Source organism: Caballeronia sp. PC1 (genome assembly GCF_021353155.1).
Taxonomy (GTDB): domain Bacteria; phylum Pseudomonadota; class Gammaproteobacteria; order Burkholderiales; family Burkholderiaceae; genus Caballeronia; species Caballeronia cordobensis.
Map to the genome: position 1 here is coordinate 1,861,151 of NZ_JAJUBH010000001.1, position 12,655 is coordinate 1,873,805.

Sequence of the window (12,655 nt, forward strand, 5' to 3'; positions counted from 1 at the left end):
AATAAGCCCCATGAATCCCACACTCGCCGACAAGATTGCGCGCGCGCCCAAAGCCGAGCTGCATATCCACATCGAAGGGTCGCTCGAACCGGAATTGATCTTCGAGCTCGCGAAACGCAATAACGTGAAGCTCGCGTATGACTCGATCGAAGCGCTGCGCGACGCTTACGCATTCACCGACCTGCAGTCGTTTCTCGACATCTATTACGCGGGCGCGAGCGTGCTGCTCACCGAGCAGGACTTCTACGACATGACGATGGCCTACGTCGAGCGCGCACTCGCGGACCACGTCGCGCACACGGAAATCTTCTTCGATCCGCAGACGCACACGGAACGCGGCGTGCCGATCGAAACGGTCGTCGCGGGCATCGACGCCGCCCTGGCCGAAGGCGAGAAGCGCGGCCTGTCGAGCAAGCTGATTCTCTGCTTCCTGCGTCATCTTTCCGAAGAAGACGCGCTCGCGACCTATGAAAGCGCACTGCCGCTCTTCGACACGTACAGCCACCGGCTGATTGGCGTCGGGCTGGATTCGTCGGAGCGCGGCCATCCGCCGTCGAAGTTCGAGCGCGTGTTCGCGAAAGCGCGCGAGCGCGGCTTGAAGCTCGTTGCGCATGCGGGCGAGGAAGGCCCGCCGTCGTACGTCTACGAAGCGCTCGATCTGCTGAAGGTGGATCGCGTCGATCACGGCGTGCGCAGCATCGAGGACGCGGCGCTCGTCGCGCGTCTTGCGGATGAACGCATCGCGCTGACCGTCTGCCCGCTGTCGAACCTCAAGCTCTGCGTGTTCGACGACATGACGAAGCACACGCTCAAGGACCTGCTCGATCAGGGCGTCGCGGTGATGATCAACTCCGACGATCCCGCCTATTTCGGCGGCTACGTCAACGCGAACTACTTCGCCATCGTCGATGCGCTGAAGCTCACGGATCACGAGGTCTACACGCTGCTCCGAAACAGCCTCGAAGCCTCGTTCGTCACCGAAGCGGAACGCGACGGCATGATCGCGCGCCTGGATCAGTACTGGAAGCAATAAAAGAAGAACGATGGATACCACAGCAAGCACTCAACGCGATAACACCGCGCTCGAACGCTTTTTCGGCATTCGCGCGGCGGGCTCGCGCACGAAGACCGAAGTCGTCGCGGGCATCACGACCTTTCTCACGGCGATGTACATCATCGTCGTCAATCCGGGCATTCTGTCGGCGGCGGGCGTGCCCTTTCCGGCGGCGTTGACGGCGACCGTCATCGTCAGTTTTCTCGGCAGCTGCGCGATGGGCCTCTACGCGCGCAACCCGGTGCTGGTCGCGCCCGGCATGGGCATGAACGCGCTCTTCGCGTTCGTCATGGTGCACGGCGGCAAGATGCCGTGGCAGACCGCGCTCGGCTGCGTGTTCTGGTCCGGCGTGATCTTCGCGGTACTCGCGGCGTTCAACGCGCGCAAGCTCGTCGTCGATGCGATTCCGGCGAATCTGCGGCACGCGGTATCGTGCGGCATCGGTCTCTTCATCAGCCTCATCGGTCTGGTGAACGCGAAGTTCGTCGTCGGCGATCCGGTCACGGTCGTGCATTCGGCGTCGCTGAATCCGGTCGTCATCACGTTCCTCATCGGGCTTGCCGTCACGACGGTGCTCGTCGCGCGCAAGGTCACGGGCGCGCTGATGCTCGGCATCGTGTTCACGACGATCATCGCGATTCCGATCGGCCGCTTCTATGGCGACGGCACCGCCTACTGGCCCGCCGCCATCGCCACGAAAACGCTCGTCAACTGGAACGGTCTCTTCTCCGCGCCGGACTTCTCGGCGGTCATGCAGCTCGACTTCATGGGCGCGCTGAAGGTGATCTACTGGCCGTTCATCTTCGTGATGCTGTTCACGTCGTTCTTTGACGCGCTCTCCACCTTCATGGCGATTTCCGAAGCCGGCAAGCTCTACGACCGCGACGGCAATCCGCGCAACATCCGCCAGTCGATGATGGTCGATTCGTTCTCGGCCCTGATCTCCGCGCCGCTCGGCACGAGCCCGGCGAACGCGTATATCGAATCGGCGGCGGGCATTTCGGCGGGCGGGCGCACGGGGCTCGTCGCCGTCGTCGCCGGCTTGTGCTTCCTGCCGTTCCTGTTCCTGTCGCCGCTGCTGTCGCTCGTTCCGGCGATCGCGACGGCGCCCGCGCTCGTGCTCGTCGGCGTGTTCATGATGGAAGCGATCACGAAGATCGAATGGCATCGCTTCGACGAAGCCATTCCCGCGTTCCTCGCGATGATCCTGATTCCGCTGACCTACTCGATCACCGACGGCGTCGCGTATGGCTTTCTCGCGTTCGTCGTGCTCAAGACGGCGACGGGGCGCGCAAAGGAAATCAAGCCGGCGATGTGGATCATCGCGGCTTGCGCTTTGGTACTGCTTTCGCAGTTGTAAATTCTAGATATCGGAGACGTTGCACCATGACTCAGACCGCCTACCGCGCCCAGTTGCTGACCTTTCGCGAAGACCCCGCGCATGCCGCCGATGGCGCGGTCTACGAGGCCGATGGCCTTCTGATCGTCGAGGACGGCAAAGTGAGCGCAGCGGGCGCGTATGCGTCGCTTCGCGACACGCTCTCGCCCGACGCGACCGTCCACACGATGCGCGACAAGCTGATCGTGCCGGGTTTCATCGACTCGCACATCCACTATCCGCAGACGGACATGATCGCGTCGCCGGCGGCGGGCCTCTTGCCGTGGCTCAACACGTACACGTTTCCGACCGAGCGCGGCTTCGAGAACCCGGCGGTCGCGCGCGAAACGGCGAGCTTTTTCATCGACGAACTGCTCGCGTGCGGCACGACGACCGCGCTCGTCTACTGCACGGTGCACAAGCAATCCGCCGACGCCTTCTTCACCGAAAGCGAAGCGCGCAATCTGCGCATGGTCGCGGGCAAGGTGCTGATGGACCGCAACTGCCCCGAGTTTCTGCGCGACACGGCGCAATCCAGCTACGACGACAGCGCGGAACTGATCGCGCGCTGGCATGGGCGCGGGCGTCAGCATTACGCACTGACGCCGCGTTTCGCGCCGACCTCGACCGAAGCGCAGCTCGAAGCGTGCGGAGCGCTCGCGCAGAAGCATCAGGACGTGTTCATCCAGAGTCACGTCGCGGAAAACACCGACGAGATCAAATGGGTCGAAAGCCTTTTCCCGGGGCATCGCAGCTATCTCGACATCTACGATCACTACGGCCTGCTGCGCCGCCGCGCGGTGTACGGCCACTGCATCTATCTCGATGACCGAGACCGCGAGCGCATGGCGGAAACGGGCGCGGTGGCGTCGCACTGCCCGACCTCGAACCTGTTTCTCGGCAGCGGCCTGTTCGATTTCGAGAAGGCCGGCGCGTCGAACATGCCGGTCGCGCTCGCGACGGATGTCGGCGGCGGCACGTCGTTTTCCATGCTGCAGACGATGAACGAAGCGCACAAGGTCGCGCGCTTGACGGGCCATCATCTGACCGCGACGCGCATGTTCTGGCTCGCGACCACGGGCGCGGCGCAAGTGCTCGAACTCGACGACAAAATCGGCACGCTCAAGCCGGGCAGCGAGGCGGATTTCGTCGTGCTCGATCCGAACGCGACGCCGCTGCTCGCGCGCCGCACGTCGCGGACCGAATCGCTGGAAGAACTGCTGTTCGCGTTCGCGCTGCTCGGCGACGATCGCGCGGTATTCGAAACCTATGCCGCCGGCAAGCGCGTGCATTCGCGCGACACGCGCAAGACGGCGAAGCTGGAGCTGGCGGCCTGAAACGCCTGATCCGTCAGCGATTCATCCGACAAGCGGCCTGCGGGCCGCTTTTTTGTCGGCGTGGTTCGTCTGCCCGGCCACGCGAGCGCGAGGTTTTGCTCGACGTTTTGTGCGGATTTGTTGCATTCTCGCTAAAGTGCAAGCTGTCCTGAACATCGCGTCGACATGAAGCACATCGCCCGAATCCGAATCGCCCTCGCCGTGACGCTTGCGTCACTCGCTGCGCTCGCGCATGCGAAGCCGATCGAAGCGCAGCTCGACTGCAAATCGACCGCGCATGATTTCGTCGCGCCGTTGCAGCAGAACGGGCTGCTCGAAACCAAACCGATGCGCGTGGAGCCGAATTCGGTCAACGCGTTCAAGCCTGTCAAGGGCGCGACGCTGACGGCCTACGGATTCAAGGTGTATGTGGTCGTCGCGTATCAGAAGGACGATCCGATCTTTCGGCTCGGCAAAGGCGAACCGATCGCCGATTCCGCGTATGGCGTGGTCGTGTGGGGCGGCGACGCGGAAGTCGCGGAGAAAGTGAAGGCCGCGGGCAGCGACGCGGATGTACACCACGTCGCGCCCTTCATCACGGCGATATTCTGCAAGCCGTGATCAGCGCACCAGTTCCACGAACGCCGAGATCAGCCGATCCATGTCGTTCGCGTCGAGCGCGCCCATCGTCGAAATGCGGAACAGCTCCTTCGACAAGCCGCCCTGCCCCGCGTAGATCACGAAGCCCTTCGCCTTGAGCGCGTCGTGGAGCTTCTCGTAGGTCATGCCCGCTGGCAGCCGGTACGCCCGCAACACCACCGACGATTCTTCCGGCGGCAACGCGCTTGCCATGCCGAGCGACGCCAGGCCCGAGCGCACCTGTTCCGCGAGCTTCGCATAACGCTGATGACGCGCGCGCCAGCCGCCCTCTTCCTCGAACTCGCGCAAGGCCTCGACGAGCGCGTAGTACGCGTGCACCGAGGGCGTGAACGGCGTATTGCGCTCGTCCTGCAGCTTCGCGAGCCGGGCGATGCCGAGGTAGTACGTGCGGTTCGCGGCCTTCGCGAGCGCATCGCGCCGCGCGATGACGAACGCCGCGCCCGGCACGCCGTGCAGGCACTTGTTGGCCGTCGCGGCGATCGCGGCGATGCCGCCGCCGTCGAAATCGATGGCCTCCGCGCCGAAGCTGCTCACCGCATCGAGCAAGAGGCCGATGCCGCGCTCCGCGCACGCGCGCGACAGGCGGTCGATCGCGTTCAGGCGGCCGGTCGTCGTTTCGTGATGGATGATCGCGACGTTCGTGAAGGTGCCGCCGTCGAGACGTTCGATGATCGCGTCGATGTCCGGCGCCTGCATCCACTCGTACTTGACGACTTCGTGATCGATGCCGTATTGCTTCGCGATCTGCGCGATGCGATCGCCGTACACGCCGTTCTCCACGACGAGCAGCCGCCCGCCTTCCGGCACGAGGCCGGCGATCATGCTTTCGACCGCGGCGGTGCCCGAGCCCGTCATCAGCACGGCGCTCCATGTGGCCGGATCGAGCGCGTAAGCGGCGACGAGACGCTTTCTCGCCTCGTCCTGAAGATCGAAGAACTCCGGCTCGCGATGACACAAGTCGGTTTGCAGCAGGCTCTGACGCACGCGTTCGGTGAGCGTGACAGGACCGGGATTGAGCAGCAGCATCAACGGCCTCCTAGGTGTTGTTGCAGGCGCGCGCGCACGTCTTCGGGCGTGATCTTCGGGCGCGGCAGGTCGCCCGGCGTGCCGGTTTTGATCGACAGGCGGGCAAAGCGCACGCCATCGACATCTTTAGCGTCGAAAAGACGGTCGATCACGCCGATGTCGTCGCCATCGAGCGCGAGCGCGTAGCCGCACGCCGCCGCGATCGACGCGAAATCGACGCCGCGCGACACCGTTGCCTGGCCGCCGGTCGATTCGTGCGCGCCGTTGTCGAGCAGCAGGTGAATCAGGTTCGGCGGGCCGTATGCGCCGAGCGTCGCGAACACGCCCATGCGCATGAGCGCGGCGCCGTCGCCGTCGAGCGCGACGACGCGCAGATCGGGACGCGAGAGCGCGAGGCCGAGCGCCATCGGCGTGACGCAGCCCATCGAGCCGACGAGATAGAGCTGGTTCTCGCGGTCGTCGATCGCGTACAACTCGCGCCCGCAAAAGCCCGTCGACGCGAGCACGACCGTCGAATCCTTCGGCGTGTTCGCGATCACTTTGGCCAGCGCGTCGTGACGCGTCACGCGCTCGCCTTCGAAGCGCTGCACGGCCGCCGGCTGCGCGGGCGCGCGCACGCCCGACAGACCCGTCTGCTTCAGTTCATACGGCGCGACGCTGCCCTTTTGCATGACGAGCGCATACGGACGGCCGGTGCTGTCCATGTACTCCGTCGCGCGATCGAGCGCCGGGCCGATCTCGTCGGCGTCCGTCGGGAACAGCGCCCACGGAATTTCCATGGTGTCGAGCATCTGCGGCGTGATCGGGCCCATCAGCGCGTGCTGCGGCTCGTCGTGGACGCCCGGCTGGCCGCGCCACGTGACGATCAGCAGTTGCGGCAGACGGAAGGTCCAGGTCAGCGACGTCAGCGGGCTCACGGCGTTGCCGAGCCCGGAGTTCTGCATCATCGCGATGCCGCGGCGCTTACGATCTTTAGCGGACTCGCCGCCGAGCGCGACGCCCGCGATCAGCGCGACGGCATCGCCCTCGTTCGCCGCCGACACGTAGTTGAGCGTGTCGTCCTGCAGCACGTAGTTGATGAAGGGCGTGAGGAACGAGCACGGCACGCCCGCGTACCAGTCGAAACCGCGCTCGCGCGCGGCCTCGACGAACTGGGCGGCCTCAATCACGCGCGTTCTCCGCGCCTTCGGAGCCGATCGGCGTCTGGCCGTGCGCGAAATCGCCCGCGCGACGGAAATCGTCGAGATCGTTCACGCCGCGCCAGTGGCCGTGCACGTACTGCACTTCGATCTTCTGGCCGGCGGCGATCAGCGCGTTCAGGAGCGCGGCCATGTCGAGCTGGTCGAAGTCGGCGCGCTGCTGCAGCGTGCCGAGCGTCGCGAGCAAACGCTCGCGCGCGCCGCCGCGCACCTTGATGAGACCCATCCAGCGGCCCTGCGGCGCGCGATTTTCGATCAGCGACTGCCCCGCGCCGACCACGCTTTCGAGCCACACTTTCTGGCCGAAGAGCGCGCGGTCGTCGCCGGTCGAGCAGTACGCGAAGTCGGTGACGGTGTCGCCCGCCTGCGGCGCCTGCGACGAATCCACGACCACGCAGAAATCGCTGTCCGATTCCGTCAGATCGCGCAGGATGTAGCTGCGGAACAGCAGATCGCCGTAGGAAATCACGGTGTCGCCGTTCATGTGCTTCGCGGCGCAGGCGAGCGAGGCGAGCTCGCCCGTCGTTTCATGCCGTTCGTTGACGACGAGACGGATGCCGCCCGACTCGATCGCGTCCGCGCGATATCCGCCGACGACCGTGATGTCGTTGATGCTTTCCTTCTTGAACGCCTCGACGAGATGGCGCAAAAGCGGCTTGCCCGCGACCGGCAGCATGACCTTCGGACGCGCTTCGGTCAGCGCTTCGAGGCCCGCGCCGCGGCTCGCGGCCAGCACGATCGCGCTGCGCTTTTCATTCGCCGCCGTCAGATAGATGTTCTCGGCGGCCGAGTATTCGTCCGCGTCCTGCAAACGGAAAATCTCGTTGACCGCCGCGATGCGGTCTTCCACGTTGACGAGCGTCTCGCTGTCGTGGATTTCCTTCGCGATCGCCTGCATCGCCGAGACCGCGCCGCGAATCAGATGGTTCGCCCAGATCACGCAACTGATGCCCGCCTGACGGAACGCGTCGGTCGGCGTGCTGTAGTACTTCGTCGGCACGATGACGAGCGGGCCGCGCCCGGCCCATTCACGCGCGAACGTGAGGATTTCGTCCGGCTTCGAGAGCTTCGAATGAATCAGGATCGCGTCCGCGCCCGCCTGACGGTACGCCTCGGCGCGCTTCAACGCTTCTTCCATGCCCCAGCCCGCGATCAGCGCCTCGACGCGCGCGACGATCGAGAAATTCGGATCGCTCTGCGAATCCTTGCCGGCCTTGATCTTGCCGCAGAATTCGTCGATGTCCGCGAGCGGCTGCGCCTCGCCGTTGATGAAGCTGTTGGTCTTCGGAAACTGCTTGTCTTCGATGCACACGCCCGCGATGCCGCGCTGTTCCAGCTTCTTCACGAGCCGGCGCACGTTGTTGAAGTTGCCGTAGCCGGTGTCGCCGTCGAGGAGAATCGGCAGATCGCTCGCGTCCGCCATGAATTCGAGGTTGTCGACGACTTGCGTCCAGCTTGCCTCGTTGTTGTCGCGCACGCCGAATTGCGCGGAAATCGACAGGCCCGAGCCCCAGATCGCCTTGAAGCCCGCTTCCTTCGCGATGCGCGCGGAGATGCCGTTGTGCGCTTCCATCAGGAATTCGAGGCGATTGCTTTGCAGCATTTCGCGCAGGCGCATCGTGCGCGAGTAGCCGACCGGGATTTGTGTGAGTGCGTTCATTGTTGCGAGGCTCCTGCAAACTGACGCAGCGCGTTGAGTTGCGGCAGCACTTCGTCGGCCGCGCGCTTCACGTCGTTCTGAAAATCGATTTCGATCCACGGTGCGCCGGTCACATCGGCGATATCGAACGCGTGGCGCGGGTTGTCCAGGTTCTCCAGCAACAAGTCGCGCACCGCTTCTTCGTGCGGCATCTTCGCGCGGCCCGTCGCGACATAATCGGCGCAGATTTCGGCGAGGCGCGTGGCGGTCTTTTCGTCGAAGCGGAAAAAGCCCACGGATTCGCCGATGGTGTCGTACGCGAGCCCCGCCGCGACCTGCTTGCGCAACTCGACCGGCACGCCGTTTTCGACGCACAGCTTCACGGGCTCGTCGCCCGCTTCGAAATCGCGGTCGATCAGCAGACGGTTCACGCTGCCGCCCGCGACGAGCGGCGCGAAAATGCGCTCGTCGTAGAGCACGTCGGCGTCCATCAGGAGGACATCGCCGCCGCGCGTCATCGCGTCGCGCGCGGTGTGCACGGACAGCACGCTGCCGAGGGTGAATTCATCGTTGACGACGATTTCGGTCTTCGGCTTCCAGTCGATCGCGGCGAGTTCCGCTTCGATCTGCTCGCTCTTGAAGCCGGTCACGAAGACGACTTCATCGACATTCGCGGCTTTCAGAAAGTGGAGGTGCCGTTCGAGCAGAGACGCATCGCCAAAGCGCAACAGACACTTCGGCTTTTGCTGGCCTTCGGGCTGAACGAGGCGCAAGCCCATCCCGGCCGCAAGAATAATTGCGCGCATGGTTGTGTTCCCTTCGTGGGTGATCAGTCGATATCCGGCACGCGCGCGAGACGGCGGCGCTGCCAGCCTTTTTCAACGAAATGCAGATAGACGATGCCCGGCACGCCGAGCAGCAGTTCGCGCGCGCGCTTGGCGAGCGAGAGCGCGAGCGCCGCCTCGGGCGGCAGGCCGATCAGGCGCGCGAGCAGCAGATAGCCGCCTTCCTGCACGCCGAGCGAGCCGGGAATGGCGAAGGCCGCGCCGCGTATCGCCTGGCCGAGACTTTCGAGCAGGAGCGCTTCGGTCCAGCCGACCGGATGGCCGAGCAGATGCAGCGCGAGCCACACCTCGCCCGTGCCGACGATCCAGCCGATAAAGCTCAGGCCGAAGCTCGACGCCACTTTCGCGCGCTCGCGATACAGCTCGTGCACGGCAGCATCGACGGCTTCGGCGCGCGTGACGAGCGACGACCAGTCGCGCTTGGCCGAAAATTTCGCGGCGATGCCGGAGGCGAAACGCATCGCGCGGCCAAAGAGACCGCGCCGCTGCGCCAGATAGAAGCCGAAGATCATCAGACCGATGACGCCGATCACCGCCAGCACGGCGATCGTCACCGTCGAGGACGAGCCGCCCGCCGCGAAGCCCGTCAGCAGCACGACGCCGATCAGCGCGAAGATGAGTTGCGCGACGGTCTGCATCGTCGTGCTGATGGTGATGACGGCGGCCGCGTCGCGCGCGCGCATGCCGCGCTGAGCAAGATAGCGGACCATCAGCATCGGACCGCCGATCTGGCCGGCGGGCATCAGGCTGTTCACCGATTCGCCGGCCCAGCGCGCGAGCAGCGCGTCGCGCAGGGAGACGTCGCGCTCCTTGCGGGAAAAGAGCACGCTGATCGCGAAGGCATCGACGAAAAGCGGCACGAAGTGAAACGCGGCGACCGCGACGAGCCCCCAGCCGGCGGCGGCCAGAGTCGCCGCGACCGAGCCGAAGCCCTGCCAGCCGAGCAGCGCGATGAACAGCACCACGCCGACCGACAACAAAAATGTGCCCGCGCGGCTCATGCCTGTCCGTTCTTGCCGCCGTTGCGGCGAAAGACCTGCCTGAATCCGAAATACGCGATCGAATCCTTCATGTTCGAGATGAAGCGCTGAAACGGCCGCATGTTCGGGTTCGTCACGTATTCGAATGTGAGCGACACGCGCATTTCGTTCTCGCGAAGCGGCGTCACGCGATGGCGCAGCTTGTCGCCGTCGAAAAATACGAACGCGCCCGGCGGATACTGCACCGCGCCCGGCTGCGCGGCGGCGCCCGGCGTCTTGGTGTGCAGTTCGTATTCGAGCGCGCAGGACGAATCGTCGATCACGCCGAGCAGCAGCGTGTAGCGGCGGCCTTCGTAATACGACGTGTCGTAATGCCAGCCGATATGGTCGCCCGGACGCGTGTAGAAATAGAGCGCGTAGGCGTGCGGATCGTCTTCGGGCGAGAGTTGCAGCTTGTCGCCGGTGAGCGCTTCCAGCCACTTGATGAGCGCCTCGGAGCGGTACAGATCGGCGATGAACGGCGCGAGCTTGTCGAGCGTATGGCGGCTCACGCTGCCGCCCGCCTTGTGACCCGGCAGGTAGTTGCGGTTCACGGACGGCAACGTGTCGTGCACGGCGGCGATCAGGCGCTCGGTGTAATCGCGCGGCAGGAAATCCTCGATATAGAGAAACGAGCCCTGCTTGCCGTACTCGTTGCGCAGCGCCGGCGTGGGCAGCGCGGCGAGGCGCGCGTTCAGCGTGGCGTCGATGTCGCGCTTCGACAGGCGCGCCGCCGGCGCCGCGCCTCGTTCCTGCATCGGGGTGTTGACCGGAGTTGCCGTATCGCTCATCTCACCGCCTGGAAATCGTTGCTCTTGTTCGCATGCGACGCTTGCGCGCGCTGCTTCATCTGTTTGCCGACGCGCTGATAGTCGATCGCCACGTACACCGCGAAGAGCGGCGCGCCGATCGCCGCGGCGATCAGAAACGGCGTCATGCCGTTCAGGATGGTCACGACGGGCAGCAGATACAGCACGTCTTCCGTTTCGAAACCGGCCATCGACGCCTGCTTCGTGCCCGACTTGCCGACCATCGACTCGATGCGCATGCGCAGGAAAAAGATCAGCGCGACGGCCACTCCCGCGACGCCGCCGAGCCATTGCGCGGGCAGGAACATCGACGGATGATGCACCGCCACGTAGAACCCGATGCCGAGGAACAACAGCACGGTCACGAGCGCATCGGCTGCGAGGTCGTAGAAGTGGCCGATCTTGCTCGACTGGCCGCTGATGCGCGCGAGCTCGCCGTCCGTGTGATCGACGAGATTCGACAATGCGATGAGAAGCGCGCCGAGCGTGCACAGCCAGAACTGACCGAGCGACAGATAATACGCCCCGGCCAGACCGATGGCGAGGCGCAGCGTCGTCAGATGATTGGGCGTCACCGGCGTGCCGACGAGCGGCGTGACGAGGCGGCGGGCGAGCCGCGCGTCCCACGTCGTGGGCTGGGGAACGGCTTCAGGATTGGGCGGACACGATTTTGTCATCACGGAAATATATCGCTAATTGCGCGAAGCTGCATATATTGCGGCTTCGTATCGCAGCGATAATTCCCAGTTCGATCAAGGCCGCCGGGCGTTTTTGAAATGATGCGTGGCGATCCCGCGCTCGACGGCGCGACGCGCGCCGGAAATTATTTCCGGTGCGTGCGCGCGCCGCCGCTGCCACGCTCATTCGACGGTCTTGGACGCAGGCGCAGGCGCGACGCCGCGATCGTTCGGCGTCAGCGAGGCCGCCGTCTCGTTCGAGATGCCGCCGTTTTTGTCCACGGGCAGCGTCACGGTGCGCACGGTGCCATTGCCGAGCGGGAAATCCGCCAACGCGCTGCGCGTCAGATAAGGCATCGCCTGATAGAGCGAGGGGTCGCCCGTCGAATTCACCGCCGTCACCTTGTAGACCTCGCGGCCGGTCTGGCGGTCGGTCATGCGAATCTGCAGCGCGTGGATATAGACCGGATAGCTCTGATCGACGTAACCGGTCGGACCCCACGGGCCGTACGGCCCCCAGCCGCCCCACGGCCCCCAGAACGGACGGCCGTACGGCCCGTACATGGGCCACGGGTCGTAATAGACCGGCTGGCGCACCGTCACGAGGTCGCCGCGCACCGAATACCCGAGCGCCACCTGATAGCGCGCGCTCGCGTCCGGCGTCTGCCGGAAGTTGTACTTCGACAACTCGTTCGCCACGAGCGTCTCGTAAGTCGTCTGCTCGATGCTGTTCTGCTGCTCGCCCTGGCGCGCGAATGCGTAGGTGCGGGTCGCGTCGCTGCCGCTCCAGTCGGAGAAGGCGGTCACCTGCGTCTGCACATAGGTCGTGCAGCCCGAAAGCCATAGCGCGGCGAGTACCAGCAACCACCGGCACAGCGCCTTGATCGGAACATTCATGGTCGTCCTCACTTCGGAAACTGCTCTTCTTAGTTATAGATAGCGCGCGCGATCCGCGCACGCACCCCGGTCATATGCCAAGGCCCGGCGAAGCAGCAGCGGGCGGCGCTCACGATCGACGGGCGTTTTGTACAAT

The 12,655-nt window shown here is 64.9% G+C and carries 12 protein-coding genes; 4 read left to right on the top strand and 8 right to left on the bottom strand.

Annotation, left to right across the window (positions count from 1 at the left end; translation table 11 throughout):
• Positions 1–10: 10 nt before the first annotated feature.
• From LY284_RS08990 to LY284_RS09005, 4 genes are all read left to right on the top strand, one after another.
• A complete protein-coding gene (locus LY284_RS08990; protein ID WP_014190758.1) occupies positions 11–1,033 on the top strand; it encodes an adenosine deaminase in 1,023 nt (340 codons plus the stop codon).
• 10 nt (positions 1,034–1,043) lie between these two features.
• Positions 1,044–2,414 (top strand): NCS2 family permease, encoded by a 1,371-nt coding sequence (locus LY284_RS08995; protein ID WP_014190757.1) that lies wholly within the window; start codon positions 1,044–1,046, stop codon positions 2,412–2,414.
• Between the two features lie 26 nt (positions 2,415–2,440).
• Positions 2,441–3,769: a guanine deaminase gene (guaD, locus tag LY284_RS09000; RefSeq protein WP_014190756.1), complete on the top strand. Its 1,329-nt coding sequence runs from the start codon at positions 2,441–2,443 to the stop codon at positions 3,767–3,769.
• Positions 3,770–3,934: 165 nt separating this feature from the next.
• Positions 3,935–4,369: a hypothetical protein gene (locus tag LY284_RS09005; protein WP_041730202.1), complete on the top strand. Its 435-nt coding sequence runs from the start codon at positions 3,935–3,937 to the stop codon at positions 4,367–4,369.
• On the opposite strand, the gene LY284_RS09010 is transcribed toward LY284_RS09005, so the two are convergent.
• The 8 genes from LY284_RS09010 to LY284_RS09045 all read right to left on the bottom strand — a co-directional run bounded on the left by LY284_RS09010 (position 4,370) and on the right by LY284_RS09045 (position 12,519).
• A complete protein-coding gene (locus tag LY284_RS09010; RefSeq protein ID WP_014190754.1) occupies positions 4,370–5,434 on the bottom strand; it encodes a 2-aminoethylphosphonate aminotransferase in 1,065 nt (354 codons plus the stop codon).
• Positions 5,434–6,603 carry a phosphonopyruvate decarboxylase gene (aepY, locus tag LY284_RS09015; RefSeq protein WP_014190753.1) on the bottom strand — a complete coding sequence of 390 codons (1,170 nt, stop codon included), beginning with the start codon at positions 6,601–6,603 and terminating at the stop codon, positions 5,434–5,436. Before aepY ends, LY284_RS09010 begins: the two co-directional genes overlap by 1 nt.
• Complete coding sequence (gene aepX / locus LY284_RS09020) at positions 6,596–8,293, bottom strand: phosphoenolpyruvate mutase (RefSeq protein WP_014190752.1); 1,698 nt, start codon at positions 8,291–8,293, stop codon at positions 6,596–6,598. Before aepX ends, aepY begins: the two co-directional genes overlap by 8 nt.
• Positions 8,290–9,078, bottom strand: a complete 789-nt coding sequence (locus tag LY284_RS09025; protein WP_014190751.1) for an NTP transferase domain-containing protein — start codon at positions 9,076–9,078, stop codon at positions 8,290–8,292. The genes aepX and LY284_RS09025 overlap by 4 nt, the downstream gene beginning before the upstream one ends.
• A 23-nt stretch (positions 9,079–9,101) precedes the next feature.
• Complete coding sequence (locus tag LY284_RS09030) at positions 9,102–10,118, bottom strand: flippase-like domain-containing protein (RefSeq protein WP_014190750.1); 1,017 nt, start codon at positions 10,116–10,118, stop codon at positions 9,102–9,104.
• Complete coding sequence (locus LY284_RS09035; protein WP_014190749.1) at positions 10,115–10,927, bottom strand: 2OG-Fe(II) oxygenase; 813 nt, start codon at positions 10,925–10,927, stop codon at positions 10,115–10,117. Before LY284_RS09035 ends, LY284_RS09030 begins: the two co-directional genes overlap by 4 nt.
• A complete protein-coding gene (locus LY284_RS09040; protein WP_041730200.1) occupies positions 10,924–11,622 on the bottom strand; it encodes a CDP-alcohol phosphatidyltransferase family protein in 699 nt (232 codons plus the stop codon). Before LY284_RS09040 ends, LY284_RS09035 begins: the two co-directional genes overlap by 4 nt.
• Positions 11,623–11,805: 183 nt before the next feature.
• Complete coding sequence (locus LY284_RS09045) at positions 11,806–12,519, bottom strand: DUF4136 domain-containing protein (protein WP_014190747.1); 714 nt, start codon at positions 12,517–12,519, stop codon at positions 11,806–11,808.
• Positions 12,520–12,655: the final 136 nt, after the last annotated feature.

Bases quoted from the DNA above. Each gene is read 5' to 3' on its own strand.
- LY284_RS09025 (WP_014190751.1), bottom strand. From the start codon at position 9,078: ATGCGCGCAATTATTCTTGCGGCCGGGATGGGCTTGCGCCTCGTTCAG.
- LY284_RS09035 (WP_014190749.1), bottom strand. From the start codon at position 10,927: ATGAGCGATACGGCAACTCCGGTCAACACCCCGATGCAGGAACGAGGC.
- LY284_RS09030 (WP_014190750.1), bottom strand. From the start codon at position 10,118: ATGAGCCGCGCGGGCACATTTTTGTTGTCGGTCGGCGTGGTGCTGTTC.
- LY284_RS08990 (WP_014190758.1), top strand. From the start codon at position 11: ATGAATCCCACACTCGCCGACAAGATTGCGCGCGCGCCCAAAGCCGAG.
- LY284_RS08995 (WP_014190757.1), top strand. From the start codon at position 1,044: ATGGATACCACAGCAAGCACTCAACGCGATAACACCGCGCTCGAACGC.
- LY284_RS09045 (WP_014190747.1), bottom strand. From the start codon at position 12,519: ATGAATGTTCCGATCAAGGCGCTGTGCCGGTGGTTGCTGGTACTCGCC.
- aepX (WP_014190752.1), bottom strand. From the start codon at position 8,293: ATGAACGCACTCACACAAATCCCGGTCGGCTACTCGCGCACGATGCGC.
- LY284_RS09005 (WP_041730202.1), top strand. From the start codon at position 3,935: ATGAAGCACATCGCCCGAATCCGAATCGCCCTCGCCGTGACGCTTGCG.
- guaD (WP_014190756.1), top strand. From the start codon at position 2,441: ATGACTCAGACCGCCTACCGCGCCCAGTTGCTGACCTTTCGCGAAGAC.
- LY284_RS09010 (WP_014190754.1), bottom strand. From the start codon at position 5,434: ATGCTGCTGCTCAATCCCGGTCCTGTCACGCTCACCGAACGCGTGCGT.
- LY284_RS09040 (WP_041730200.1), bottom strand. From the start codon at position 11,622: ATGACAAAATCGTGTCCGCCCAATCCTGAAGCCGTTCCCCAGCCCACG.